Genomic DNA, 25,983 nt, shown 5'->3' on the forward strand with positions numbered 1-25,983 from the left:
TTATGAAATTATATAAAATATTTTTTGTGTTGTTATCAATAGGTTTGCTAACATCATGCGAGAACGAATTAGAAGTCAATCCAACCGATAATATACCCGGAGAATTAGCCTTTGGATCAGAAGCCAATATTTCAGGTATACTGGTAGGTGCTTATGAAGAAGCAGGTCAACAAGCCACTTATGGCGGTAGACTTCAGCTAATGACAAATATGTTAGGCGCAACGAATGAATCTTTTTGGAGAGGTACATTTATAGACCCTAGGCAAGCGTTTACCAAACAATTATTAGTAGATAATGGGTTTGTAGATGGTGTTTGGTCTAATGCTTATGAAACCATCAACCAAACTAATTTGGTTATTGATAACATAGCGACTGTAACGAGTAGTGAAGAGGAAAAAAACAGAATTGAAGGAGAAGCAAAATTTTTAAGAGCCCTTAATTATTTTGATTTGGTACGCAATTTTGGAGCACCTTATGTTTCTGGCCAAGCCAATACACAAGCAGGAGTTCCATTACGTTTAGTCGGAATTGTTGATTACTCTACAAGATCTGAAATAGCTAGAAGCACGGTTGATGAGGTATATGCCCAAGTAATCAATGATGCAACTGACGCTTATGACCTTTTACCAGAAAGTAATACTTTTTATGCTGATAAATATGCTGCCCAGGCTCTTTTAGCTAGAGTATATTTTCAACAAGGAAATTATCCTGCTGCGAGAGATGCCGCACATGACGTGCTGCAAAATAGTGGTCATTCTTTGACGGCGACCTACGCAGAAGCATTTAATAACGATGTTGATAGTGACGAGGATATTTTCACCTTTCAAGTTACAAGCCAAACGGGGACGAATCAATTAGTTAATCATTACGCATCAGAACTTGATGGTGGTAGAGGTGGTGATGTAAGAATTGAACAAGCTTACTTAGACCTATTTACTGATCCTAATGATCAACGTGGTGATTTTACCTATATAAATCCTGCCAATTCAATAAGACTTACCTTAAAGTATACGAACCAATTTGGAAACTTAATTATTTTTAGAATTGGTGAAATGCATTTAATAAGAGCTGAAAGTAACTTTAGAGCAGGAACTGCTATTGGATTACCGCCTTTAACAGAAATAAACGCTTTACGAAATAGATCAACTGCAGCTCCTTTACTTCTATTAACTTTAAATTCTTTTGCTTTAGAACGTAAGTTAGAACTAGCTTTTGAACAAGGCTTTATTCTTCATGATGCTAAAAGAACACAGACTTCTATTGGTAGTTTAGCTTGGAATGCAAATGAATTAGTATTCCCGATACCGCAAACTGAAATGGATACCAACCCATTAATGGTTCAAAACGCAGGGTATACGAATTAAAAAAAGTATTTTTTTAAATGAAAACGACCAACTAACCCTTGGTCGTTTTTATTTTATAGTCGTGAGGTATTGAATAACTTTATCGTTAAAAACCATTGGCTGTTCCACGTTTACTACGTGTCCACAATTTTCAACTATAAAAAGCTGTGAGGTTTTATGTGAGGCTACTATTTTCTCTATAGAAGGCAAAAACAAATAGTCTTCTCGTCCCATCACATATAAGGTAGGTATTCTAATGTCTACCATTCTAAAAAATCTAAGTAATGGCGTAATTTCAGAGGTAAGCCTAAACCAGCGAATAAATTCTTTTTGATATAGCTTCTTTGCTTCTCTAACAAAAAGAGATCTCGATTCTTTATGATTCTTATTGGGCATAATCACAAATGCAAAAAATTTATACAACCAAATATAAGGCACCACAGATTTGAAGATGACACCTAAGCGTATGAGCACTTGAGACCTTAGGTTTAGCTTCATAATAGCGCCGCCCATTATCATACTTTCTACTCTTTCTGGGTATTTTTCAGCCAAATTTCGAATTAAAATAGTCCCTAAGGATATTCCTACGAAATGAGATTTCTGAATTTTTTCGTGATTGATAACTTCTAAAATATCATTGGTGATACAATCAAAGGTATATTTATCATTAAAAACGTCTTTGAAATGAGCTTTAGAATTGCCATGACCTCTTAAATCTAAAAGCAATACGTTAAAGTGTTTTTTAAATTCACGAACTTGCTTAAACCAAATAGTTGAACTACCCCCTGCTCCATGAACAAACGTCACCCATTTGTTAGAACTACTATGTATATGTTTGGTATAACTTAACAATCGGTTTTTTTTGTAAAAGTACTTTATTTTTTTTCAATTTAAGCAAGGTGCAATTTTTAACCTAAAATTGACGTACAATAAACATTTTTGTCGATAATATATACCATTCATCACCTTTATTTGGCCATACATACAAAACAGCTGATTTTCAGATACCTATAACGATTTGTTAACATCTAAATGTAGTATCTGCACGTATATTTGTAAGTATATTAAATTTAATTTATTATGGAAAAGCAATATTGTAAAGTAGGCACGGTAAAAGCCTTAAATACTGAAGAACAATCAATAGCATTCTTGGAGTATTTGTACCAAAATTTTATTGATAAGGCTAGTAATATAAAATATGCCAACACACAATTGGGCGATTTTTTTGAATCAAAAGCAAAAAAATTAGAAAAATTATTAAAAGAAATGTAGGTTAAAATCTCTGGCTTAATTCGATCGCCATGTCTTGCTGCAATTCCTTTGCTTTTTCCTTGGCTGCCTTTGCAAAATTTTCATCTGACGATGCGTAGATTATGCCTCTAGAGGAATTAACCAAAAGCCCTACTGAAGCGTTCATGCCGTATTTACATACCTCTTTTAAGCTTCCACCTTGTGCACCAACCCCTGGTACGAGAAGAAAATTTTCGGGTATTATTTGACGTATTTCTTTTAGAAAAGTCGCTTTCGTTGCCCCGACTACATACATTAAATTATCAGCATTTTTGTAGGTTTTTGAAGTTTCAATCACCTGCTTATATACTTCTTTGCCATCTATTAATTTTGTTTGAAAATCAAAAGCTCCTTCGTTTGAGGTCAAGGCCAAAAGGATGCTATGTTTATCTTTAAACGCTAAAAAAGGTTCTACTGAATCTTTTCCCATATAGGGTGCGATAGTGACCGCATCAAAACCTAAATCTTCGAAAAAAGCTTTGGCGTACATCGTAGAGGTATTCCCTATATCACCTCGTTTAGCATCAGCAATGGTAAAAATATCTGGGAAATTTGTATTCAAATATGCAATAGTTTTTTCTAATGCTTTCCATCCCTTAATGCCATAAGCTTCATAGAAAGCAGTATTGGGCTTGTAGGCTACGCAGTACTTGTGCGTCGCATCTATAATGGCTTTATTAAACTCAAAAATTGGATCTTCTTTCTTTAGTAGATGTTTCGGAATCTTATTTAGGTCAACATCCAATCCAACACAGAGGAATGATTTTTTTTTATGAATCTGGTCAATTATTTGCTTGGTCGTCATTGTGAAAGGTGTTGGGTGTTGGGTTTTAGGTGTTTGGTCCTAGGTTTTTATTTACATAACTTTTTAAAGCTTGTATTCTCCTTTGCAAACTATTTAATTTATCTAAAATTTCTGTAAAATCAGTTTCATTTATGAAATTTAACTGTCTTGATATTTCTAATTGAGTTTCTAATTCAAAAGATGAGCCTAAGGCTATTTGTAAAAATCTTGAAAAATCTTTTTGAGAATCTCTTGAGCAACCTTCTGCTATATTTGAAGATATAGATACTGCACAACGCGACATTTGAGAAACCAAACCAAACTTTTCAGTTATTGGAAAACTCTTTAAAAGATTATAAACGTCTTTAGCTAATACAACACCAAGACTCCAAATATCTAATTCTCTAAAATTTCTCAAAAATATAAATATTCTTTTTAGTAAAAAGTATTAAAACCCAATACCTAGTGCCCAGTACCCAGTGCTAAAAAATTTCCGATGCTTCTTTGAGTTTTTCTGTATTTTCAACAAAGCTTAATTCATCAATAATTTTTTGAATATCACCGTTTACAATATTGGGCAAATCGTATAAGGTGAGTCCAATCCGGTGATCGGTAACCCTTCCCTGTGGATAATTATAAGTTCTAATTTTTGCAGAACGGTCACCACTACTCACTTGAGAGTTTCGTTTCGCCGCGTCTTCTTCTTGTTTTTTCGCTAATTCTTGATCATACAATCGTGAACGCAATACTCGAAATGCTTTTTCTTTGTTCTTATGTTGCGATTTTTGATCTTGACATTGCGCAACCAAACCTGTTGGTAAATGCGTTAGCCGTACCGCAGAATAGGTGGTATTTACCGATTGTCCGCCTGGTCCAGAAGAACAGAAAAAATCAATACGAACATCTTTTGGTTCTATATGAACATCAAAATCTTCGGCTTCTGGCAATACCATAACCGTTGCTGCACTGGTATGCACCCTGCCTTGTGTTTCGGTTTGTGGTACGCGTTGTACGCGATGTACGCCAGCTTCAAACTTTAAAGTACCATAAACATTTTCACCTGTAACTTCAAATTGAATTTCTTTATAACCTCCGCTAGTACCTTCACTTAAATCAATAACATTTGTTTTCCACCCTTTGGCTTCACAGTATTTCGTATACATACGAAATAAATCACCGGCAAAAATACTCGCTTCATCACCACCAGTACCAGCCCTAACCTCAACCACAACATTCTTAGAGTCTTCTGGGTCTTTTGGGATTAAAAGCACCTTGATTTCTTCTTCTAACTTGGGTATTGCAGTTTTTGCTTCCTCCAACTGCATTTTTGCCATATCGACCATTTCAGGATCACTCCCGTCACTTAATATTTCTTGAGCTTCTTCCATATTATTCGTAAGCTCAATATATAAACTTCTTTTATCAACCAAGGCTTTAAGATCTTTATATTCCTTAGTTAATTCTACATAACGCTTTTGATCTGAAATGATATCGGGCTGAATAATCAAATCCGCTATTTCATCAAAACGCTGCTTTACTATATTTAACTTATCTAACATGAACTCCCAATATTTTATGCGAATTTACAATAAATTTGTACATTTAAATAAATACACCAAAATTTGATGTCTTCCATTTTGAAAATAAATAGTGCTCGGTAAACAGTGAGTAGTAAGTAGTGTTCAATAGGCAGTCAGCAGCCTTTAGAAGGCAGCGCTCAGCACTTTGTTTGGTATGACTTTAAGTATCCACTAGACCGTTTTCAAATTTCCACTTATGATTTTTAATTTAAAAAAAGCTCAGCGTACAAAGGTAGTTCCTAGGGTAAAAATAAAAGAATCTAAACCATCACTACGGTTGTAATTACTAAACCGAAGATCCACAGTTTTGAGTCCGAAAGTAAGTAGTTTAGCATTGGTAAAAATATCTTTGTAACGCAAGCCTAATCCGTATTGATGCGCCTTAAAAGCGGATAAATCATAATCAGAGGTATAAAAATTTTGAATAGATAAGGCTGTTTCTTTCTCATTAAAATAATCGGCTGCAGTTTGGGTATAGTACCTATAGGTTGGGTATATCGTAAACGAATTACTTAATTTGATTGGCAGTTCTACACTTGCTGTATGAGATTGAATTCCCCAATCATCGGTATAAAAGCGATAATAGCTTCGTATAATAAAGGTATCATTCAAAAAATAATTTAAACGACCACCAATAGGGAGTTTAAATCTAGTATCTGGCAGACGTTCTATGTCATCCGCCAATTGAAAATCTTCAATAAAAAAGTCGTTGGTATCTGCAAAATAAACCCGCTGAAAAGGCGTACTCAACAGGCCGTTTTGAAACACCGCATCTAGGAAAATAGACCCTTGTAACCTTTTACTTAATATTTGAGAAAAACCTAAAGAAACCGAGTAGGAGTTTCTATTGACATTATCAAATTCAGTAAAATTAGGAGTATAAACACCTGGACCAGAAATTCTATCATCAAAAAAGCCCCCTCTTAATTCTATAGGGTATTGCGGATTCCAGGCATCAAAATAGACGTTCGCACTAGCAGAAACTTCTGTATTTTTTTCATTGAATAATTGCGTATATCCTCCGCCAAAACCTACAGAAGTATAGTCATATTCTGAGGAAACATAGGCTTTTGCATTCCAAATGCTGTTTCGATCGTCAGAGCTATGTTGGTAGCTTGGGTTTAGATGGACCAACTGATCGGCTTGTGAAGCACCCGAAGAAGCAATATACGGACTTACGCGATCACGGGGGTTCCCATCCAAAGGATTTACATTACTGGAAGAAGCAGAAGAATATGCCGATATACCAATATCTAAGGTGAGAATATCATCCTCATTCATCGGCAATCGTACGATCAATGAAGAGGTAACATCGGTTAATTCTTCAGAACCATCACCACCGGTTACCGCTGCGTTATTGCCGTCTTGACCGTAATAACTAAACAGTGCATCAATTTCTGTGGTTTCTAAAACTCTTTTTTTATAGGACGTGTCTTGACCATGGGTGTAAAAACCCATAAAAATCAAACTAAAAAACAAAAGTGCTCTCATGGTATATGTACATGACTATTAATTACAACCACAGCCACCGCCAGTTTTTCCGCCGTTGGCTCCTGCTGCTGCTTCTCGATAAATTTGAAAATTAGTTTCAAATTGTTCCATGTTTTTAGCCGACAGCGCCATTTCGTCATCGTTTAAATATACTTTATCGTACTCTTTGACCACCACACAAGAAGTGACAGAAAAAGTTAACAGCAATAAGATGAGTATTTTTTTCATTTTCTGAAATGGTTTCAAATTTAAAGGTATCACTGTCCTTGGCAAAGGTATTTAATGTGCAAGCCTAGCCAGATTGTTCGTTAATCGTTAATGGCTATTCTGATTTTTTTCGCTTCACTGTTTTATAGTGTCTCTTGCACTCTTACTTCTAAAGTTAGCGTTTTTCATCGAACTTTATTCCTTTACTCTTGTGAATTTTATGATCTGAATCTACAATAATAATTTCCGTTCCTTCTAATTGATCGATAAAAGCCAAGCCTGTTTCCCTACCCATAATAAAGACCGATGTGGCTAAAGCATCACAAAGCTCTGCACTTTTTGAAAAAACCGATACACTATTGATGCCTTTTGACGGATACCCTGTTCTAGGATCAATAATATGCGAATATTTTTCACCTTTAAAAACCACATACTTCTCATAATTCCCAGAAGTAGCTACTGATGATTCATCAAGAGGCAGCCATGAAAAAATCTTTTCACGATCTAAGGGATTTGAAATACCAATAATCCATTTTTCTCCTGATGCTTGCCTTCCCCAGGTGGTTAAATCCCCAGATGCATTTATGATTCCTGCAAAAACATTTTTTGAAAGCATTAATGCTTTAGTTTTGTCGGCGGCATAGCCTTTGCCGATAGCACCAAAACCAATTTTCATTCCTTTGTTTTCTAAAAAAACAGTCGATTTTTCTTTATTTAAAATAATATGTTGGTATCCTACTTGAGCAATGGAGCTTTTAATCTCCGCTTCAGAGGGTGGGTACTGCATGCTGCCATCAAACCTCCAAACCTTATCCATAGACGCATAGGTAATATCGAATGCACCATCTGTAATCGCTGAAATTTTAAGCGACCTTTCAATTAATCCAAATAGTTCAGGATTTACTTTGACGGGCTGAATACCTGCATATTTATTGATCAAGGAAGTTTCTGAATTTTCATCCCAAGAAGAAATTAACTTCTCAATTCTCGTGATCTCTGCACTAGCTTCGTCAATGTGTTTATTTGCTGTAGCTTCACTCTCGGCCACAATAGTAATGACAAAACGCGAACCCATTAAGCTAAGCGTTCTGTCGACGGTGACATACCTTTGCTCTTGTGCGTTAGCAAAATTTAAATAAAAAAAAATAAGGAGTGAAAGTGATTTTCTCAATCGTTAAACGAATTTAAGATCGAAATATACGCTTTTGGCGTGACTTTTTGATAGCCAGTTTCTCCTAAAATTTCACCTTTTGTATTGAGGACTAGTACTAGTGGAAAATAGCCTTTGGCATTGTACTTTTCTGCCAGCCCCTTGTTTTGTTTTTCTAAGTTTTCAGAAAGTTTATTCGCCTTTCTTCTTGGAAAATCTGCTTTATACAAGGCATAGTACTGGGCTGCATAGTCTTTAAATTCTGTTGATTGCCATACCTCTCTATCTAATTTTATACAAGGTGCACACCAATCCGAGCCCGAAAAAACAAGGACTAAGGTTTTATTATTTGTTTGGGCGTCTTTTTGAGCTTCTTCAAAATTTTTATGCCAATTTTGACTAAAGCATGTTAGTGTACTTACTACTGCCAGCCCTAAAATTAAAAATTTCATGTTAAACATACTTATTCAAAAATACGCAAGATATTGTTAGGCAAAAGTTCAGTTTGAAATATTTTTAGTGGATTTGTCGTGACCGAATTTAAAGGTTGACCGGCTTGATTGAAACGCGCTCCGTGAACATCACATTCAAAAATTCCTCCATTTTCTTCAAAAAAGTCAATATTAGGATTTCCCTCGTGACTACAAATTTTACTAGCAGCCACTATATTACCCTCTAAATTACGAACCACAATAACATCGTTTTCTGTAAAGGTTTGTTTTGATTTCACAAAAATAAATCCGCCATTATTTTGAAGGTTTGCTGAACTCGCTGCGTTTAAATCGACCGTAAAACCTTCTCCTGGAAGTTCAGGTATTAATGGATTTTCTCCTCCACCTTTATCTGAGCACCCATGTAAACATGAAAAAGTTATAGCAAAAGCAGCTCCAGCACCTAGGGTTTTTAAAAATTCTTTTCTTTCCATAGCATCATTTCTTTATTGAAACAACGATAAAAATGATAAAAACGTATGTAACAGGGCTATTTAATATTGAAAAACACCCTTACCACTCTTAATGGTTAATTTTTTTGAGGTACTCTCTTCTACCCTACCAATAATTTGCCCTTCAACTCCAAAGCTAGCCGCTATGGCTATCAAGTCTTTTGCAATGGCCTCATTCACATAAAACTCTAAACGATGTCCACAGTTAAACACTTGATACATCTCTCTCCAATCTGTACCAGATTGTTCTTGAATTAGATTGAATAATGGAGGCACTTCAAACAAGTTATCTTTTATAATATGTAGCTTATCTATAAAATGTAGTATTTTGGTTTGTGCTCCACCGCTGCAATGCACCATCCCGTGAATATCTTTTGATGCATATTTTTCCAATATTTTTTTTACAATTGGCGCATAGGTCCTCGTCGGCGACAACACTAATTTGCCTGCATCAAGTGGCGCGCCATTAACGGCATCGGTGAGTTGTACAGATCCTGAATACACCAAATCTTCTGGAACTTCTGCATCATAACTTTCAGGATATTTTTCTGCCAAGTATTTAGAAAATACATCATGACGTGCGGAGGTTAATCCGTTACTACCCATTCCTCCGTTATATTCTTTTTCGTAGGTAGCTTGACCGAATGAGGCCAAACCTACAATAACATCACCCGCTTTAATATTTGCGTTATCGATAACATCTGAACGTTTTAAACGAGCCGTTACCGTAGAATCTACAATAATGGTCCGCACCAAATCTCCCACATCGGCAGTTTCACCACCTGTAGCATAAATGCGTATTCCGTGTTGTTTAAGGTCCTTGATTAATTCTTCGGTACCATTGATGATAGCAGAAAGTACTTCGGCAGGAATTTTATTTTTATTCCGGCCAATTGTAGAGGAAAGCATGATATGATCGGTAGCACCTACGCAAATTAAATCATCAATATTCATAATTAAGGCATCTTGCGCAATACCTTTCCACACACTTAAATCGCCCGTTTCTTTCCAATACATATAGGCAAGCGACGATTTTGTCCCTGCTCCATCGGCATGCATCACCAAACAATAATCCTCATCATTCGTTAAATAATCAGGAACTATTTTACAGAAGGCTTGTGGAAATAGCCCCTTATCTATATTTTTTATAGCCTTATGAACGTCTTCCTTCGAAGCAGAAACGCCACGCTGATTGTATCTTTCACTGTTTGATGAACTCATGATTTACATATTTTGCACAAAAATAACAGAAACATTAAAGAAGCATTGCTTATTCTGTGCTTTTTTACGATTTCAATAGAGTAAATTCTTTTATTGGTTTACACCCTAGGTTTATAAATTTTAAAAGCCTGATCTTTTTAAAAATCAAGATATCAAAGAACGGTATGTTCGTTTACACCATCCTTCTCCATAGGTCAGCAACTTTTCTACTTTTGAAAAAGTAATTCTCGATATTTTGTTAATGGCCAAAGGTCATTATCCATGATACGTTCTAATTTGTCACTATGCGTTCTAATTTGATCAAAATATGGCTTTACATTATCACAATAGGCAAAAGCCTTCTTATTCATATCTTTAAGCTGATTAGCACTTCTGCGCGCATCTGTCATTTTATCTGTTACCTTTTTTATGGCCTCAATATGCTCTGCAATTTGTTCAATGATCGACAATTGACCTTCTGATAATTTTTTGTGCGCTGCCCCATAGATATCTTTTAAGCCCATCACATTTTTTATGATTTGATTTTGATATTTGATTGCTGCGGGAATAATATAACTATACACCAATTCATTATACACCCTACCCTCTATTTGTACTTGAAAAATATAGGTCTCTAACTCTACTTCTTTACGCGCGGCAATTTCAACCTCGCTTAATACCTTCATACTTTTAAAAAGCTCAATGCTTTCTTTTGAAGTTAAAACCTGAAGCGCTGTAGGTGTATTTTTATTATTGCTTAATTTTCTTCTTGCAGCTTCTTTTTCCCATTCATCGCTATACCCATCACCGTCAAAACGAATTCGTTTTGATGTTTTTATGTATTCTCGTAACACATTAAAAACGGCTTCATCTTTCTTTAAGCTTTTTTTATCTATAAGGGCATCAACCTCTTTTTTAAAATCTTGTAATTGCTTGGCTACAATGGTATTTAAAACCGTCATTGGTTTTGCGCAATTTGTTTTTGAACCTACCCCACGCATCTCGAATTTATTTCCAGTAAAGGCAAAAGGAGAGGTTCGGTTACGATCGGTATTATCTAGTAAAATTTCAGGAATTTTACCCACTACGTTTAATTTGAGTTCTGTTTTTTCTTCCGGAGATAATTTACCTTTTGAAACCCCCTCTAATTCATCTAAAACGCTACTTAATTGTGTTCCAATAAATATAGAAAAAATGGCTGGTGGTGCTTCATTGGCCCCTAATCTATAATCGTTACTTGCTGAAGCAATAGAAGCCCGCAATAATTCTTCATAGGTATCTACTGCTTTTATGGTATTGATGAAAAAGGTTAAAAATTGAAGGTTTTTCATGGGTGTTGATCCCGGACTCAACAAATTTACACCAGTATCTGTAGCTAAAGACCAATTGTTATGTTTCCCCGAACCGTTGATCCCTTCAAAAGGCTTTTCGTGGAAAAGCACTTTAAAACTATGCTTATCCGCAATTTTATCCATCACATCCATCAATAATAAATTGTGATCGACAGCTAAATTAGCTTCCTCAAAAACGGGTGCCAGCTCAAACTGATTAGGTGCAACCTCATTATGACGCGTTTTTACAGGAATACCTAGTTTTGTACACTCCTTTTCTAAATCGCTCATAAAACTTAAAACGCGATCTGGAATAACACCAAAATAATGATCATCTAACTGTTGGCCTTTAGCGGCTTGATGACCCACTAAAGTTCTCCCTGTCATGACAAGATCGGGCCTTGAAAAGGCTAAAGCTTTATCAATCAAAAAATACTCTTGTTCCCAGCCTAGGGTCGCGTTTACCTTAGAAACGTTTTTATCAAAATACCGAGCCACGGCCGTAGCTGCATCATCAACAGCACTTAAAGCTCTTAATAGTGGCGCCTTATTGTCCAAAGCTTCTCCAGTATAAGAAACAAATACCGTTGGAATACACAATGTTGTACCATATATAAAAGCATTCGAGGTTGGGTCCCATGCGGTATACCCCCTAGCCTCAAACGTATTTCGAATACCACCACTTGGAAAACTAGAGGCGTCTGGTTCTTGCTGCACTAATTGGCTACCTCCAAATTTCTCAAGAGGCTTGCCATCTAATAAATCAAAAAAGGCATCATGCTTTTCAGCTGTTGCTCCGGTTAAGGGTTGAAACCAATGCGTATAATGTGTGGCTCCCATAGTGATGGCCCAAGTTTTAATGGATTCAGCTACTTGGTCTGCCATTTTTCTATCGATTTTTGAACCAGAGTGCATGGCACTTCGAACACTTTCCAAGGCATCTTTTGTAAGGTACTGAAGCATGCGGTCTTCATTAAACACATGAATCCCAAAAAGTTCAGATCTTCTTCCCTTTTCTTCAATAACTATTCGAGGTCTTTCCTGACTCTTACTGATAGCATCAAATCTCGATTTTGACATATATAATTTTTAAATTAAGTAAAAAACAAAATTAAGAATTTAATAATTCAAACCGAAAAAAATAAATTAAATATAAAATACCCCTTAAAAAATATGGTCATTGCAAAATATAACTAATATTTATGCAATTAACCCCTTATTTTTTATGTAGTATTCTAAAAAATTATATTTTTGTGCTATTCTTAAAGATAAATAACAACTCTTATTATGGCAAAAATTAAATTAGAATACATTTGGTTAGATGGGTACAAGCCCACACAAAACATGCGAAGTAAGACCAAGGTCGAAGAGCATGAAGATTTCAAAGGGACTATTGAAGAATTAAATAATTGGTCTTTTGATGGCTCATCTACCAAGCAAGCTATTGGAGGGTCATCTGATTGTGTGTTAAAGCCAGTTGCTATTTACCCTGATCCAACGAGAATAAACGGGTGGTTGGTCATGACCGAAGTTATGAATCCTGATGGAACCCCACATGTATCGAACGGTAGAGCAGCTATTGATGATGAAAATGACGATTTCTGGTTTGGTTTTGAGCAAGAATATTTTATCATGGATACGAAAACAGAATTGCCTTTAGGATTCCCAAGAGGAGGTTACCCAAAACCACAAGGTATGTACTATTGTTCTGTAGGTGGTCTTAATACGCACGGAAGAGAATTGGTAGAAGAGCATGCGGATTTATGTATCGAAGCAGGATTAAACTTCGAAGGAATTAATCAAGAAGTTGCTTGTGGGCAATGGGAGTTTCAATTATTTGCCAAAGGCGCTAAAAAAGCTGGTGATGAAATTTGGATCGCCAGATATTTACTAGATCGATTAACGGAGAAATATGATTGGTATATTGAATACCACCCGAAACCACTGGGGGATACCGATTGGAATGGTTCAGGTATGCATGCCAATTTCTCAAACACAACACTTAGAACTTGTGGTTCCAAAGAAACGTATGAGAAAATATGTGAAGCTTTCCGTCCTGTTGTCAAAGAGCATATCGCTATTTACGGTGAATTTAACGATCAACGTTTAACCGGTAAACACGAAACGGCTTCAATTCATGACTTCTCTTACGGAGTATCAGATCGTGGAGCTTCTATTCGAATTCCTATTTATACGGTTTCTCATGGTTGGAAAGGCTATTTGGAAGACCGTCGTCCGGCTTCTAATGCTGATCCCTATAAAATTGCAGCTAGAATTATCAAAACGGTAAAATCTGCTAAGGTTTAATTTTAGCCATTTATTTTTATACGAACAAAAAGTGCTATTGAAATTTCTTCAATAGCACTTTTTTATTGGTCTTCATTATCTTTAAAACAACCCCTTATTGACTTGCATTTTTGTAAGGTCTAACACTTTTTGCACCAAGCAATTTTTTCTTTGCCTAGCTTAGCTCACTAGTCATTGTCCACCAAACTTAATAAACCCTAAATTATTGAATGGTAAAGTAAACAAAAATTAAATAACAAGCTACAAGAACTATACCATCGCGCCACCCTAATCGAAGCCCTTTGGGAATAAAAACCAAGGGCAACACTAAAAACGATAAGCCTAGCATCCAAAATATATCATTTGTCAACAAACCTTGGTCCATAACCTTAATGGGTGTTATTATTGAGGTAATCCCTAAGACTGCCAACAAATTAAAAATGTTTGAACCAATAAGATTCCCCAAGGAAATAGCTTTTTCTTTCTTGATAACGGCAATTACAGATGCTGCCAACTCAGGAATACTTGTACCTATAGAAACCACGGTGACTGCAATAACACGTTCGGTAACACCATAATAACTTGCCAAGCCAACGGCTCCACCAATTAAAAATTCCGAACCTCCCCAGAGTGCCGTACCCCCTAAAACTAAAAATAAAAAGGTTTTATAATTGGGTAATAATACATCATCTTCGGGTTGCTCATCTTCCACGGCTGGAGTTTGAAATCGCAACAAGTACACCAAAAATGCAAAAAGTAATACCACCATAATTATGCCTTCATGTTGCTGCAGCTCCTGGTCAAAATATATAAAACCAAAAAACAATAAAGACGCTAGCATCATCACTGGCCAATCTGTCGTGTAAAAACTCTTTTTAACATTAATAGTACCTAAAAGTAAGGTAATGCCTAATACCAATCCGAGATTTGCAATATTAGAACCAACTACATTTCCTAAAGCCAAATCCGGAAAACCATCAAGTGCCGCTTTAACACTCACAATTAATTCTGGTGCGGAGGTAGCAAAAGAAACTACCGTCATCCCAATTACAATTTTTGGGATGTTCAGCCTCAGTGATAAAGCTACCGCCGCCTTTAGCAACCAACTACCGCCAAAAATAAGCAAGGTTAAACCTAAAACAATATATAATAAGTCTTGCATTTTTATAGTTTTTAACAAATATAAGCCAAGAATTTTTTTTTAGGACTTGTATCCTAAAGTTTAAAATGCCTAGTTAAAAGAAATTCTAAAATAACCCCAAAAACGTCTAGTGCCCATAGTTCAAACATCCTAATTACCAATAGAATTTATTTTTAGTTTCATTGGACAATGAAAAAAAAAAAAAAAAAGAAAACCCTCCGTACAGCTTTGCTTTAGCTTTTTTAATTGAATGTCGGTTCCCAACATAAGGTCGTTTATATCTTGAAACTAACAAAAATCATAGATCTAAAAATTTTTTTTACAGGAGAAAAAATGCATAAAAAATAAGCTGGAGCAGATGAAACAGTTAAATTATCTCTTTGAAAAAATCAAAACTGCCTTGCATCAACAAAGTATTACAAAAAAGACCCTATAATTATTACATATCATTATATTTTATAACTTTTTAATTACTATTTATAATATATAAGTAGAATTATATATTACATATTATAACAATAATCATTTATTTAGTTACATCATTGCATTTAATTACAATAAATCGTATTCTAAAATTTGGAGCTTGCTTATTCCTTTCTATATATTGAGGAAATAATCGATTAATTACAACAAATTATTAACCTCTAAAACATCAACTATGATTACTTTTACTAAATTACTTGTACTCCTAATGCTGTCACTCATCCTAATTTTAACATAACATAAATCAAATAGGCCTATATATAAAAGACTGCCTTTCGGCAGTCTTTCTAATTAAAAAATGATACTATATTTGCATAAACTATTTTTAAAATGAAGAAATTACTATTCCAGTTCTTAGCAAAACTAAACAAAGTACTATTGCCTTCATTTTCAAAAAAAAGGCTAGACCTTTCGAAAGCCTCAAAATTACAAATGGCCTTATTGGGTTGGCGTTATTTTGTAACGACTAATGCCATTGATTAATAGTGCACTAAGGACGCTATGTTATGCCCTTTTAACTTATTACGCCCATTTAAAAAATCTAGCTCAATTAAAAAATTACATTGCACAATTTCACCACCTAAACGTGTAATAAGCTCACAAGCTGCCGCTGCAGTTCCACCGGTAGCCAAAACGTCATCATGTACTAATACTTTATCTCCAGGATGAATACTATCCTTATGAATTTCTAAAGTATCGCTGCCGTATTCTAGGGCATAGGAAACACGTTCTACCTGGTAAGGTAATTTCCCTTGCTTTCGGATCGGTACAAAACCAGCATTTAATTTTGCCGCCAACAGTGGCGCAAAGAAAAAACCTCTACTCTCTAAACCAACTACTTTGGCTATCTTTTTATCTTTAAGCAAATCATATAAAGCATGGGCTGCTTTTTGAAATGCCTCAGCATCTAGCAACAAAGGTGTAATATCCTTAAAAACAACACCTTGGTTTGGAAAATCGTTAACATCTCTGATATACTTTTTAAAATCCATAATTTTTAGTAGTTCTTATTTTGCTGTAAATTTAAAAAGAAATATATTTGCAGCCCGTTAAGGGGAAATTAAATGGCCTCGTGGCGCAACTGAATAGCGCACTTGATTACGGCTCAAGAGGTTACTGGTTTGAATCCAGTCGAGGTCACGAAATAAATCCCTAAACATACTGTTAATCAGTTGTTTAGGGATTTTTTGTTTTGTTATTTGTACGATTATTGTACGGTAATTGTATTTTACTTCTTAAATATGATAAAAGGACTAGGATATCTTAGTTACCAGTCTTCGTTTAATTTTGATTTTTTCAAACTTAAATTTAGACTTGACGATAATACAGTTACTTTATTTTGAATTACTTGCTTAATCTGTTCCATCATTTCTATTGAATTTTGAATTTCTGAATCCTTAACCTTTCCTTTCTCTATTCGTTCAAGTCCCATTTTAAGCAATTCACTATTACCTAAGTATCCTAAAGTAAGAACCATAAAATCTATATAATTGTCTTTGTTTAAATCAGGCTTATAAAATACTGGTATTGGCTGAGGTACTGCTGTGTTCCTTTGCTGAAAATCTTTGAATACAAGTTTATAACGACCATCTTTAAAAGCAATATCAAGTACAAAATCAAATGTTACAGGGAAGATATATTTGCCTGACTTGATATTTTCAACAAAACTACCCTTACCAATTACATTATCTTCATTTGATAACCTAATCACTTCTTTTGAATCCGTAAAAGTTAATGCAAGCCATTTTTCAGTTTCTTTTTTAATTTCTGACTTTATCAAATCAATTTCATGTATTCCCTCGAAACTCAACAAATAATTAGTGCTATCTATTTTAATTTTTTGCGCATTTGAAAAATTAAACATTACTAGTGAAAGAATTAATATGTATTTCATGGTTCTTTATTTAATAGTTAAAAGATTGAAAAACTTTGATTAATCAAAGTTGATTAGGAATATTACTATACTTGTCTAGTGTAGCCCCCGAAATAAAAGAACTAATACCGATTATCTTATTAGTCGTAACGCTATAAACCAGCTCAACCCAAAACATAGAAACTGAATACAGGCAATACTTAGTATAACCATCAATAACAACATCTACAAATTGACCCTTGGTAAATACAGTATCATACTTATCATGTTCGGAAAGTATATTAAATTCGTAGATGCCCATTTCTTTTTTAAAGTGCCTCTGCCTTATCTTGAACGCTATTTACATACAACGTTCGTAATTCATCTTTATCTATTTTCCATCTTCTAAAAAAGGCTATTATCAAAATCCTATTCATTGGATCAAATTACAAAAATATTTAATCTTATTATTTAGATTAATTCTAAATAATAAATTGCTTTGAGCTAAAACGAATAAGGAATTGAATTATCTTTGGTACTGCTTATACATTGCCTGTGTAATCATTTGAACAAATAAAAGAGGGTTTCCGTATTGGTTGCCCTCTTTTTATTTTTTTTGTTTTAGTATGCATTTACTACACTTGCTAAATTACAATTTGGCGTCTAGCACATTTAATAACAAACGCAAAAAATAAAAATTAAGCAAATAGGCTTAATTGTTGAGTGCCATTTATTGTTTCTTTCAGTATATAAATAAATCTACTAGTGTCTGCGTAATAGTTCGGATAAGTTAATTTTAAAGTCTCCAAAGTGTCTGATGAAACTAGAACAATATTCTTTTGATTAAACTGATTCTCTTTTTCAATTACTAGATAAGCTTCAGACGCTTCTCTTAGTCCCTTTGAGCCTGAAGGGAAGGAAGATATGTTTACAATTTTAGCAATTGGGTCTAATTGAAGAATAAAAAAACCTGATTTTATTTTTCCTGATTCAGTCGTAAATTTTAGCGCTGCACTAAAACCCTCTAAAGTATGTATTACATCTAATTTTTTTTCCAACTTTATAATTTCAGTTCTTAATTCTTCTAAATTATTCGGCGTTTCTGGGACTATCGGGGTGCCTTCTCTTAGTGCGATTACTGAGCTTATTAAAGAAAAAAATCTTTTCCAATCCTTCTCACCTCCGCCTAGTTTTAGGTTTTGATTAGTGAATGAGTCTATTGTTTCAACTGCGGTAGCCCAAGCGTGCTGAAGAAAGGTTCTTAATTGGATTTCAATTTTAAGGTTGTTATAATCTTTACTTTTATCACTAGCATATTTATAAACTAAATGAATACTTCTATACCCAGTAAATCTGGGTTTATCAAAAACATAATCATCTATTGTGCATAGCTCGTGTTTAAGTCCTCTTGAAAATCTACTAGTATAAATATTTGTAAGCTTTTCGAGAGACTCCATGCTTTCAACAATTGCCCTACAACCACCTATATCTTGTATTTGAGCTAAATTAAGCCCTCTGATTCTCTCTAATTTAGATTTTATCGAAGTAAGCCTCTTTATTCTTTGCCCTATCAAGCAGTTATCGTCTATTTTTTTTGCTTCCCTTCTTAACCTAATTTGAAAAGTATTTAAAGGAAAATGATGAGATGTTCTCCAGTTATTAATAACACTAAAAGCGTGATTTAGTTCTACCTCTGTAGAATCCTCATTCATTAGAGTTAATCCAGCTCTATTTACTTCTCTTCTAGAATTTTGCGGTACACTCCAAGCCATAAATCAAAAGTATTAAAAAATGTCATGCGATTTTTAAAAAATGTCATGCGCCGTGTAATCATTTGTTCTACAAATAATTATTTGTAGATTCTAAAAAAAAGTACATTTCAATTCCGTAACTCATCTTTGTTTTCTTGTTCCATAATGTAATTAGATGCCTAAAATTACACTTCCGTGTTTCATGTAATTTCTAAAACTTGAAAAAACTTGATTAATCAAGTTTAATAAGTTGAGTATTGCCTAAAATCTATCACTTTGAAGTTATTATTAACCTGAATAAGTCCCATTGTAAGTACATAACGTTTATGCTCATATTCTGGCACATCTTCTGTATCCCTTGCTTTTATGTAATCTTCTAAGTTGCTTTCAAAAAACACCAAATCGAAAAAACCTACTAGAATTTTTTTATCTAAAACAAAACCATCCCTTTGCGGTGGTTCGGCCAAAGGTATTTCTTTAGAATAATTCACATCACTAAAATCGAACTCTAAAATATCCTCATGTATCGGTATGAACTTCGTACTTAATTTTTGATTGTTTTCTGTTAAGTGTTCAAAATATCCGTCTTTACTCTCCAAAAACCCCTTATCTGAAGGTTTTCTTTTTTCTACTATAGGGTGCATTATCCAATAAGCACCTAGTCTTAAACTTACTGGTATACGTTCCGCAAAAAGCTCATTCATATTACTAAAGTTTGCTACTATTTTAACGCCCCTATTAGCATCTTTTAATTGGTTTAGTTCGTTTAATTCCAAACGTACTGCGAGTGATCCGTATCGACTATTTCTTTTAATTGGGTAAAACATAATACTTGAATTTAATTAATTAATCTTTTTTAATGGTTGGTTTTCTTTCCTTATGGAATTACTTATAGTAATTCATTAATGATCTTTTTTAATTTTTATCTGGTTGTGATTTTTTTTGCACAACTACGCGCGCGCGATACGTTCCTCTTTTTGTATAGCTATCAAATAATCGGCTAAATCCCAACCCTGTTTTTTTTCGCTTTCAGTTGCTTTAGTTTCCAATAGGGTTGAGGTTCTGAAATTTGCTAATTTAGTAAGCTGTGGTATTTTGTTGTTCCATAAATCGTAACATTTCAAATCGGGAAACAGAACGACGTTACGACCTTTTAAAACCCTGGTCTTTGCTTCGTTGAGGTTATTAACGCTACCAACGGCAAGCCAAATAAATTCAGGTAAATAAACACTAGAAATTACAGCGGTTTTTTCGCTTTCAACTAATGCGACTGGTTTGTTTTCATCCTCATTTAGTAGGTGTTCCCCGAAGTAACATTGTTCTAAATTGAAGCTGTCAAGTTTTAAAACTTTATGCACCCAATTAATATGATTGTAAGGCTCTTTTATTCTTTTTCCAGTAGTTGGATTGTAAAGCATTATTTTACCGCTTCTAACATTGTCTTTTGTATCAACTTGCCAAAATACAGTCGAACCTTGCCAATGTTTAGAGGTTCCAATATTATATTTATCTGCTAAATAACAAGCAATTTCATAATCCCATAAATGAGCCAAAAAATCAATGAAGTAATTAGGCTTTTTACTTGCCTTGCTTTTAGGCATTACCTCAACATTAATAAAACTTGTTTTAGGTTTAGGTGTGGGTTTCGGTTTAAACCTAGTTGTTACTTCGTTGTTAATTGAAATATTATTGTCCTGAAAGAAGTCTTTAGGTGTATAATGATAACCGCACTTAATCAAACGGCTACATGAGCCAGTTGCATCGTTTAAATGCTCGTTGGTTTCCGTATCAATGTATTTAGTAAATACGCCCCTTTTATTGCAGTTAGGGCAATGATAACGGCTTTTCATGCCGTCGTATGGTTCTAGTATGTATCTATAATTATCTTGCATCGGTTTACGGTTTAAACTGATTTATTAAACTTACCACGTTATCGGTTTAACAGTTTAAAAGCGTATATTACGCTTTAAACTAAACCGTGCTAAAAATCAATTGTATCATTTCCATTGATACTGTTAAACTGACCTAGTGTATAGGGTGCTTTAGGTTTTTCTTGAATTAGCCAATCTTGATTTTTGCAGTAGGTAATAAGTTCTTTGCATCTATTATCCCCTAACTTATTCTTAAACTCTTTCTTATAGGCTAATTGTAATTGTATCACTAATTCAGAATAACTAAATATTTCGCTTTTAGTGTAAACCTCGATAAGTAGCTTAAACTTTTTATAATCTTCTAAGTCCGAAATATCAAATTTGTTGTTTCTTGATTCCGTTCTTATCTCAAAATTTTCAACTAATACCGGCAAACCGTCTTCATTGATTTCAAAGGCAAATGGCAAGGGTTCTATGTTTCTGCACATTTGAGATTCAACAATTGAAATATCTTTATCCTGTTCGTTCTTAGTGACCGATAAAACCGTTTCCGCTTTGTTTAGTAGTTCAGTTCCAATATGCCCCCGGGCATTATTATCGCTTTTATTTTGATGCAATACCGTAACGATATGGATATTTTTTTCTTCTGTCCACTTTAATAATTTTGATGCTATCATTGTCGCTTCCGATTCATCATTAATCGAATTAACAAGGTCTTTAATACCATCAATTATAACCAGTCCTAAACTATCAGTATTGTAAATTGCGTGTTCTATGATATTAAGCCGTTCTAAGGGGTTTTTACTTCTTAAATGATATACTTTAAGGTCTTTGGGAATGTCAACGGCAATCTGCTTGCAAATACGCTTTAAAGCTAGTTGAACATGATATTTACCTTGTTCTGTATCAAAGTATAGAACCGTTCTTTTATCACGTGGTAAACAGCCTTTAAATTGACCTAACAAAATGTCATTATTTAGTACTGCAGAAACTGCTATATTTATAAAAAATGATTTTCTACTTTTCGCCTTTCCAATTATCAAAGAAAAGTTCCCTAATGTTCCTAATATTGCGTTGTGATTTTCTTGTATTTGTTCCCATGCTATTTGAGGGGGTGCGATAGCTTCGGTTGCTTTAACTTCTAATTGATTTAATACATCACTTAAGCTAATCGGTTTATCTTGTTCAATAGCCTTTAAAAGGCTTTCAGCTTCATTTAACACCTCATCGATACCAATGTTTGTTTTATTTTCCATTAGTATCAAATTTTAAAGGTTTATTAAAACTTAATACTCCGTTAGTAATAGTTGCTTTATAGACCACCCCTTGTCTAGTTTGCAAACATTGATCACCATCAATAAACGTAATTTGACTACAATTTAACACAACACGTTCAGACATTTTATTTTGTCTTCTTATAGTAGTTTCTTCGTATTCAAATTCTGAATGTATTTTTGTATCTTGTGCCTGTTCTTTGCCGAAAGAATTAAGGCTATTGGTATTGTTTTCCATAGCCTTTTTTATTTTTTTACAGGTTTTAAACATTCAAGTAGTTCACTACGCTTGTAATATCTGCGGTTGCCGATTCCGTAGGTTTTTACTTTACATTTATTTGACCATGCCCATAAAGTACTCGAGTTGATAGATAAAAACTTACACGCTTCTTCACGTGTTAAAAGGTCATCGTTTGCATTTTGGCTGTCGAGGTTCTTTTTAAGTTCCTGAAGTTGGATTTTTACACCATCTGTAATTAGGTCGGCTAATTGTTGCGGTGTGGTTTGAATAAATTGTACTGTGTCCATTTGCTAAGTATTAATTGTTATACTTTGCAAATATTGATTTGAGTTTATACCCTAAAAGATTGTGTATTGTACCTTTTTGGGTACGTTACATATCCTAATTCTTAAAAAGTTGTTTAGCAATGGAATAAATCGCGATTCTTTCATTTGTTACGGAATGGTTCGATGTTTTCTGTATTACAATTTCATAAGTCTTTGAAATCCAATCTAAAAATGTTTTTTGGTTAATTGTGTCAAATATTAAACCGTCTTTTTTCATTATCTCATACATAAACTTTACATCGGTTCTACTAGTTTCATCAATGCAAAAACTATCAAACATTGATTGCCAAACATCAAAACCGTTATTTCTGAATATATTAATATGCTTATTTTCCACTGCATCTGTTTCGGATTCTTGATTTTGTTGAGGTTCATCAGTTTTCAACGAATTTTGACTACTAAATTTTACTTTTTCAATTCTCAAATTACCAAAATCATCTCTTTTAAAATTAAAATCCGCATCGTAACCCAGTTCGTTTGCTCTTAATTCTAAATATGACTTTCTTTTTTTTAACGAGAAGTACATTTTTTTTTCTTCAAAAGGACTTAAAAAATCCCAATGATGTTCCAATATGCACTGTTCAAATTCTGAAATAATGAAATCTATTTCTTCACTATCAATGTAATGGTGCAAAAAACGGGCATAGTATACCACCTACAGCGGATTAAAGTGATCATAGTGGAGCGGGTGAAAGTGAACCACTTGCGGCGGACGAAAGTGAACCACTAAAAATCGATTCTATTTGTAAAGCTTTAAATATCTTTTTATAAAAAGATATTATGGCCAACAAACAAATAGAAATGCGAAAAATAAAACAGATTTTCAAACTTTACAGTGAAGGAGTCAGTAAGCGTCAAATAAGCCTAATCACAGGGCTATCACGTAATACCATCACTAAATATATTGACTTTTTTAAGCGCTATGGGCTTACTAATTACGAAGTGTCTTCCATGACACTCGAGGAGCTGAACAGACTTTTTAAAACCGACCAAAAAGGTAAGAGCCAACAACTATTGACTCTAGAAACATACTTTCCTTATTTCGACAAAGAACTGCGCAAAACGGGTGTAACCAAAGAGCTACTCTGGCAAGAGTATGCTTCCAAACATCCAGATGGTTACAAACTTTCCCAGTTTAGATATTGGTACCGGGAGTGGGCTAAAGAAGTGTCTCCAGTGATGCATTTTACACACAAAGCTGGCGATAAACTTTTTATTGATTTTACAGGTAAGAAGCTTTCCATCGTAGACCGTTACACAGGTGAGATACAAGATTTAGAAGTCTTTGTTTGTGTATTGGGAAGTAGCCAATATACGTATGTTGAGGCTTGTGAGAGCCAAAAGAAAGAAGACTTTATAGCTTGTGTAGAAAATGCACTTTGGTTTTATGGCGGTGTACCACAAGCTTTAGTGCCCGATAACTTGAGGGCAGCAGTTACTAAAAGTAGTCGTTACGAACCGAAAGTAAATGAGACTTTTATAGATTTTGCTGAGCATTATGAAACGGCAGTACTTCCAACTAGAGCCTACAGACCTAGAGATAAAGCCATCGTCGAAAATGCTGTACGTATCATATATACACGTGTCTTTGCGCCATTGCGTAACCAAACGATCCATACTAAAGCTGCACTGAATAAGGCTATATTAGAACTTCTTAAAACCCATAACAGCACCTCTTTTAGGGGGCGTGAATATTCTCGCTATTCGTTATTTGAAGAGATTGAAAAGCATCAGCTCAGACCATTGCCAGCAAAACGCTATGAGATTAAACGCTACGCTAATGCAACGGTTCATAAAAACAGCCATATTTATTTTAGTAAGGACAAACACTATTATAGTCTGCCCTATCAGCATATAGGCAAGCGTATCAAAATGGTTTACTCAGATAGCGCAGTAGAGATTTACTACCAGCAGGAACTGCTTACGGTACATCCAAGAAACAAGCAAAAATATGGGTATAGCACGATAAAGGAACACATGCCTTCCCATCACCGCTTTATCAGCGAGTGGAGCAGTGAAAAATTCATTACCTGGGCAGAGCAAGTTGGTAATAATTGTAAGGTGTTAATCATTAACATATTAGAAAAGAAACAACACCCTGAGCAATCCTACAAATCGTGTTTAGGCATATTGCACCTTACTAAAAAGGTAGGCAATACACGGCTAGATAATGCCTGTAAGCGAGCATTAGACTATGGAGCGCATAACTACAATATTGTAGAGCGTATCCTTAAAAACGGCTGGGACACTTTAGATGAAGATATCGAAGATCAACCAGATATCCCAAACCATAGCAATATTAGAGGGAGCCATTATTACAAATAAATTTAAACCAAAAACAATGAATAAACAGACATTAGAACACATGAAACAACTAAGGCTATACGGCATGTACAGAGCCTTTGACAGCAGTTTATCACCACAAAGTATAAACTACACAAATGATGAACTCATCGCATATCTGCTCCAAAGCGAATGGGATGACCGCCAAAACAGAAAGATAGAACGGTTAACAAAAGCGGCACGTTTTAGATATAGTGCTGTTATGGAAGCTATCGATTTTGATGCTTCAAGACAGCTAGATAAAAATCAAATACAACGCTTTGCTAGCTGTGAGTTTATAAAGCAAAAACAGAATATCCTTATCACAGGAAGTACAGGTGCTGGAAAAAGCTATATAGCATCAGCTATTGGTCATCAGGCGTGTTCATTGGGATATAAAGTCATGTATTATAACACGAATAAACTTTTTACCATGCTTAAAACATCAAAAGCAGATGGCTCTTATTTAAAACAAATCAATAAACTAGAAAAACAAGACCTACTGATTATAGATGACTTTGGACTCAAAGCTTTAGATGCTATAAATAGGCACTCTTTTATGGAAATTATTGAAGATAGACACGGAGAACACAGTATTATTATAGCTTCACAATTACCAGTAGAAGCATGGCATGAAATTATAGGAGAACAAACCATCGCAGATGCCATTTTAGACCGCCTTGTACATAATGCACACAGAATACATATTAAAGGAGAATCGATGCGTAAAAAAATGAAAAATAAAGACTAAATTTAACCACAAATGAATCGATTTTGAGCACTTACTTTGCTATGCTCACTTTCATCCGCCGCAAGTGGTTCAATTTGACCGCCCTATCCAACCAGAACCTGAAAAGGTTATAAGAGAGGTTAAATATGTTGAACGACTTTCTTTGGGTAAATAAGGTTAAAAGATTTAATTAAAATTTATGCGTAAAATTACCCCAAAAACAATTTATAGGTTTGTTTGGTAGATGTTGGGGCTTGCGACGTTACACTCGCTAACTTTATTTTAAAGTTCATTGATGGTAATGTGATATAATCCATAAATTATTTTTAGCAAAGATTTGGCAATAAAACCTATTTACTGCCAAATCTTTGAAATGTTTTATAATCA

At 34.5% G+C, this 25,983-nt stretch carries 27 protein-coding genes and 1 tRNA gene; 7 read left to right on the top strand and 21 right to left on the bottom strand.

Annotated features, from left to right (window positions below; all coding sequences use genetic code 11):
• Window positions 1-2 precede the first annotated feature (2 nt).
• The gene (locus tag GQ45_RS06110) at window positions 3-1,364 is read left to right on the top strand and encodes a RagB/SusD family nutrient uptake outer membrane protein (protein ID WP_047416015.1); all 1,362 of its coding nucleotides are present in this window, start codon (window positions 3-5) and stop codon (window positions 1,362-1,364) included.
• 48 nt (window positions 1,365-1,412) lie between these two features.
• Here GQ45_RS06110 and GQ45_RS06115 read toward each other — a convergent pair whose 3' ends face one another.
• On the bottom strand, window positions 1,413-2,195 hold the full coding sequence (locus GQ45_RS06115; protein ID WP_047416016.1) for an alpha/beta fold hydrolase: 783 nt from the start codon (window positions 2,193-2,195) through the stop codon (window positions 1,413-1,415).
• A gap of 228 nt (window positions 2,196-2,423) precedes the next feature.
• Here GQ45_RS06115 and GQ45_RS06120 point away from each other — a divergent pair, with 228 nt between their 5' ends.
• Window positions 2,424-2,615 carry a hypothetical protein gene (locus GQ45_RS06120; RefSeq protein WP_047416019.1) on the top strand — a complete coding sequence of 64 codons (192 nt, stop codon included), beginning with the start codon at window positions 2,424-2,426 and terminating at the stop codon, window positions 2,613-2,615.
• 1 nt (window position 2,616) lies between these two features.
• Here GQ45_RS06120 and pyrF read toward each other — a convergent pair whose 3' ends face one another.
• From pyrF to GQ45_RS06170, 10 genes are all read right to left on the bottom strand, one after another.
• Window positions 2,617-3,438: an orotidine-5'-phosphate decarboxylase gene (pyrF, locus tag GQ45_RS06125; RefSeq protein ID WP_047416021.1), complete on the bottom strand. Its 822-nt coding sequence runs from the start codon at window positions 3,436-3,438 to the stop codon at window positions 2,617-2,619.
• 25 nt (window positions 3,439-3,463) lie between these two features.
• Entirely contained in the window at window positions 3,464-3,835 is a 372-nt protein-coding gene (locus GQ45_RS06130; protein ID WP_047416023.1) for a four helix bundle protein, read from the bottom strand.
• A gap of 64 nt (window positions 3,836-3,899) precedes the next feature.
• Window positions 3,900-4,976, bottom strand: a complete 1,077-nt coding sequence (gene prfA, locus GQ45_RS06135) for a peptide chain release factor 1 (protein ID WP_047416025.1) — start codon at window positions 4,974-4,976, stop codon at window positions 3,900-3,902.
• 240 nt (window positions 4,977-5,216) lie between these two features.
• Window positions 5,217-6,488, bottom strand: a complete 1,272-nt coding sequence (locus GQ45_RS06140) for a DUF3570 domain-containing protein (RefSeq protein WP_047416027.1) — start codon at window positions 6,486-6,488, stop codon at window positions 5,217-5,219.
• 18 nt (window positions 6,489-6,506) lie between these two features.
• Window positions 6,507-6,716: a DUF4266 domain-containing protein gene (locus tag GQ45_RS06145; protein WP_047416028.1), complete on the bottom strand. Its 210-nt coding sequence runs from the start codon at window positions 6,714-6,716 to the stop codon at window positions 6,507-6,509.
• Between the two features lie 154 nt (window positions 6,717-6,870).
• Window positions 6,871-7,866: an FAD:protein FMN transferase gene (locus GQ45_RS06150; RefSeq protein WP_047416030.1), complete on the bottom strand. Its 996-nt coding sequence runs from the start codon at window positions 7,864-7,866 to the stop codon at window positions 6,871-6,873.
• Window positions 7,863-8,297 carry a thioredoxin family protein gene (locus tag GQ45_RS06155; protein ID WP_047420096.1) on the bottom strand — a complete coding sequence of 145 codons (435 nt, stop codon included), beginning with the start codon at window positions 8,295-8,297 and terminating at the stop codon, window positions 7,863-7,865. Before GQ45_RS06155 ends, GQ45_RS06150 begins: the two co-directional genes overlap by 4 nt.
• Window positions 8,298-8,308: 11 nt before the next feature.
• Window positions 8,309-8,770 carry a ubiquinol-cytochrome c reductase iron-sulfur subunit gene (locus GQ45_RS06160; protein WP_047416032.1) on the bottom strand — a complete coding sequence of 154 codons (462 nt, stop codon included), beginning with the start codon at window positions 8,768-8,770 and terminating at the stop codon, window positions 8,309-8,311.
• 60 nt (window positions 8,771-8,830) lie between these two features.
• Window positions 8,831-10,009 (bottom strand): AIR synthase related protein, encoded by a 1,179-nt coding sequence (locus tag GQ45_RS06165; RefSeq protein ID WP_047416034.1) that lies wholly within the window; start codon window positions 10,007-10,009, stop codon window positions 8,831-8,833.
• Window positions 10,010-10,215: 206 nt separating this feature from the next.
• Window positions 10,216-12,399, bottom strand: a complete 2,184-nt coding sequence (locus GQ45_RS06170) for a glutamine synthetase III (RefSeq protein WP_047416036.1) — start codon at window positions 12,397-12,399, stop codon at window positions 10,216-10,218.
• 207 nt (window positions 12,400-12,606) lie between these two features.
• On the opposite strand from GQ45_RS06170, the gene GQ45_RS06175 reads away from it, so the two are divergent.
• A complete protein-coding gene (locus GQ45_RS06175) occupies window positions 12,607-13,626 on the top strand; it encodes a glutamine synthetase beta-grasp domain-containing protein (protein WP_047416038.1) in 1,020 nt (339 codons plus the stop codon).
• A gap of 202 nt (window positions 13,627-13,828) precedes the next feature.
• On the opposite strand, the gene GQ45_RS06180 is transcribed toward GQ45_RS06175, so the two are convergent.
• Window positions 13,829-14,767 (bottom strand): calcium/sodium antiporter, encoded by a 939-nt coding sequence (locus GQ45_RS06180; RefSeq protein WP_047416040.1) that lies wholly within the window; start codon window positions 14,765-14,767, stop codon window positions 13,829-13,831.
• Between the two features lie 792 nt (window positions 14,768-15,559).
• On the opposite strand from GQ45_RS06180, the gene GQ45_RS06185 reads away from it, so the two are divergent.
• Window positions 15,560-15,712, top strand: a complete 153-nt coding sequence (locus GQ45_RS06185; RefSeq protein ID WP_047416041.1) for a hypothetical protein — start codon at window positions 15,560-15,562, stop codon at window positions 15,710-15,712.
• Here the strand turns inward: GQ45_RS06185 and GQ45_RS06190 are convergent.
• On the bottom strand, window positions 15,709-16,221 hold the full coding sequence (locus GQ45_RS06190; RefSeq protein ID WP_047416043.1) for an adenine phosphoribosyltransferase: 513 nt from the start codon (window positions 16,219-16,221) through the stop codon (window positions 15,709-15,711). The two genes, GQ45_RS06185 and GQ45_RS06190, sit on opposite strands and share 4 nt — an antisense overlap.
• 74 nt (window positions 16,222-16,295) lie before the next feature.
• Between GQ45_RS06190 and GQ45_RS06195 the strand changes: the two genes are divergently transcribed.
• Window positions 16,296-16,369 (top strand) — tRNA-Arg (locus GQ45_RS06195).
• Between the two features lie 127 nt (window positions 16,370-16,496).
• Here GQ45_RS06195 and GQ45_RS06200 read toward each other — a convergent pair.
• The 8 genes from GQ45_RS06200 to GQ45_RS06240 all read right to left on the bottom strand — a co-directional run bounded on the left by GQ45_RS06200 (window position 16,497) and on the right by GQ45_RS06240 (window position 23,199).
• On the bottom strand, window positions 16,497-17,123 hold the full coding sequence (locus GQ45_RS06200; protein WP_047416045.1) for a hypothetical protein: 627 nt from the start codon (window positions 17,121-17,123) through the stop codon (window positions 16,497-16,499).
• Between the two features lie 656 nt (window positions 17,124-17,779).
• Entirely contained in the window at window positions 17,780-18,853 is a 1,074-nt protein-coding gene (locus GQ45_RS06210) for a RelA/SpoT domain-containing protein (RefSeq protein ID WP_047416049.1), read from the bottom strand.
• A gap of 221 nt (window positions 18,854-19,074) precedes the next feature.
• A complete protein-coding gene (locus GQ45_RS06215) occupies window positions 19,075-19,659 on the bottom strand; it encodes a hypothetical protein (RefSeq protein ID WP_047416051.1) in 585 nt (194 codons plus the stop codon).
• Between the two features lie 123 nt (window positions 19,660-19,782).
• Window positions 19,783-20,724: a DUF6371 domain-containing protein gene (locus GQ45_RS06220; RefSeq protein ID WP_081980888.1), complete on the bottom strand. Its 942-nt coding sequence runs from the start codon at window positions 20,722-20,724 to the stop codon at window positions 19,783-19,785.
• A gap of 89 nt (window positions 20,725-20,813) precedes the next feature.
• On the bottom strand, window positions 20,814-21,959 hold the full coding sequence (locus GQ45_RS06225) for an AAA family ATPase (protein WP_052188132.1): 1,146 nt from the start codon (window positions 21,957-21,959) through the stop codon (window positions 20,814-20,816).
• Complete coding sequence (locus GQ45_RS06230) at window positions 21,949-22,215, bottom strand: hypothetical protein (protein WP_156125361.1); 267 nt, start codon at window positions 22,213-22,215, stop codon at window positions 21,949-21,951. Before GQ45_RS06230 ends, GQ45_RS06225 begins: the two co-directional genes overlap by 11 nt.
• Window positions 22,216-22,223: 8 nt before the next feature.
• On the bottom strand, window positions 22,224-22,505 hold the full coding sequence (locus tag GQ45_RS06235) for a helix-turn-helix domain-containing protein (protein ID WP_047416055.1): 282 nt from the start codon (window positions 22,503-22,505) through the stop codon (window positions 22,224-22,226).
• 94 nt (window positions 22,506-22,599) lie between these two features.
• Window positions 22,600-23,199 carry a hypothetical protein gene (locus tag GQ45_RS06240; RefSeq protein ID WP_047416056.1) on the bottom strand — a complete coding sequence of 200 codons (600 nt, stop codon included), beginning with the start codon at window positions 23,197-23,199 and terminating at the stop codon, window positions 22,600-22,602.
• Between the two features lie 125 nt (window positions 23,200-23,324).
• Between GQ45_RS06240 and istA the strand changes: the two genes are divergently transcribed.
• Both istA and istB read left to right on the top strand, forming a co-directional pair.
• Window positions 23,325-24,869: an IS21 family transposase gene (gene istA / locus GQ45_RS06245; protein ID WP_047414181.1), complete on the top strand. Its 1,545-nt coding sequence runs from the start codon at window positions 23,325-23,327 to the stop codon at window positions 24,867-24,869.
• Between the two features lie 16 nt (window positions 24,870-24,885).
• On the top strand, window positions 24,886-25,617 hold the full coding sequence (istB, locus tag GQ45_RS06250; RefSeq protein WP_047414086.1) for an IS21-like element helper ATPase IstB: 732 nt from the start codon (window positions 24,886-24,888) through the stop codon (window positions 25,615-25,617).
• Window positions 25,618-25,983 lie beyond the last annotated feature (366 nt).

It is taken from the genome of Cellulophaga sp. Hel_I_12 (assembly GCF_000799565.1).
GTDB lineage: Bacteria > Bacteroidota > Bacteroidia > Flavobacteriales > Flavobacteriaceae > Cellulophaga.

Bases quoted from the DNA above. Each gene is read 5' to 3' on its own strand.
- GQ45_RS06235 (WP_047416055.1), bottom strand. From the start codon at position 22,505: ATGGACACAGTACAATTTATTCAAACCACACCGCAACAATTAGCCGAC.
- pyrF (WP_047416021.1), bottom strand. From the start codon at position 3,438: ATGACGACCAAGCAAATAATTGACCAGATTCATAAAAAAAAATCATTC.
- GQ45_RS06145 (WP_047416028.1), bottom strand. From the start codon at position 6,716: ATGAAAAAAATACTCATCTTATTGCTGTTAACTTTTTCTGTCACTTCT.
- GQ45_RS06180 (WP_047416040.1), bottom strand. From the start codon at position 14,767: ATGCAAGACTTATTATATATTGTTTTAGGTTTAACCTTGCTTATTTTT.
- GQ45_RS06200 (WP_047416045.1), bottom strand. From the start codon at position 17,123: ATGAAATACATATTAATTCTTTCACTAGTAATGTTTAATTTTTCAAAT.
- GQ45_RS06230 (WP_156125361.1), bottom strand. From the start codon at position 22,215: ATGGAAAACAATACCAATAGCCTTAATTCTTTCGGCAAAGAACAGGCA.
- istB (WP_047414086.1), top strand. From the start codon at position 24,886: ATGAATAAACAGACATTAGAACACATGAAACAACTAAGGCTATACGGC.
- istA (WP_047414181.1), top strand. From the start codon at position 23,325: ATGGCCAACAAACAAATAGAAATGCGAAAAATAAAACAGATTTTCAAA.
- GQ45_RS06175 (WP_047416038.1), top strand. From the start codon at position 12,607: ATGGCAAAAATTAAATTAGAATACATTTGGTTAGATGGGTACAAGCCC.
- GQ45_RS06140 (WP_047416027.1), bottom strand. From the start codon at position 6,488: ATGAGAGCACTTTTGTTTTTTAGTTTGATTTTTATGGGTTTTTACACC.
- GQ45_RS06170 (WP_047416036.1), bottom strand. From the start codon at position 12,399: ATGTCAAAATCGAGATTTGATGCTATCAGTAAGAGTCAGGAAAGACCT.
- GQ45_RS06110 (WP_047416015.1), top strand. From the start codon at position 3: ATGAAATTATATAAAATATTTTTTGTGTTGTTATCAATAGGTTTGCTA.
- GQ45_RS06160 (WP_047416032.1), bottom strand. From the start codon at position 8,770: ATGGAAAGAAAAGAATTTTTAAAAACCCTAGGTGCTGGAGCTGCTTTT.
- GQ45_RS06185 (WP_047416041.1), top strand. From the start codon at position 15,560: ATGAAGAAATTACTATTCCAGTTCTTAGCAAAACTAAACAAAGTACTA.
- GQ45_RS06210 (WP_047416049.1), bottom strand. From the start codon at position 18,853: ATGGCTTGGAGTGTACCGCAAAATTCTAGAAGAGAAGTAAATAGAGCT.
- GQ45_RS06225 (WP_052188132.1), bottom strand. From the start codon at position 21,959: ATGGAAAATAAAACAAACATTGGTATCGATGAGGTGTTAAATGAAGCT.
- GQ45_RS06120 (WP_047416019.1), top strand. From the start codon at position 2,424: ATGGAAAAGCAATATTGTAAAGTAGGCACGGTAAAAGCCTTAAATACT.
- GQ45_RS06220 (WP_081980888.1), bottom strand. From the start codon at position 20,724: ATGCAAGATAATTATAGATACATACTAGAACCATACGACGGCATGAAA.
- prfA (WP_047416025.1), bottom strand. From the start codon at position 4,976: ATGTTAGATAAGTTAAATATAGTAAAGCAGCGTTTTGATGAAATAGCG.
- GQ45_RS06165 (WP_047416034.1), bottom strand. From the start codon at position 10,009: ATGAGTTCATCAAACAGTGAAAGATACAATCAGCGTGGCGTTTCTGCT.
- GQ45_RS06190 (WP_047416043.1), bottom strand. From the start codon at position 16,221: ATGGATTTTAAAAAGTATATCAGAGATGTTAACGATTTTCCAAACCAA.
- GQ45_RS06155 (WP_047420096.1), bottom strand. From the start codon at position 8,297: ATGAAATTTTTAATTTTAGGGCTGGCAGTAGTAAGTACACTAACATGC.
- GQ45_RS06215 (WP_047416051.1), bottom strand. From the start codon at position 19,659: ATGTTTTACCCAATTAAAAGAAATAGTCGATACGGATCACTCGCAGTA.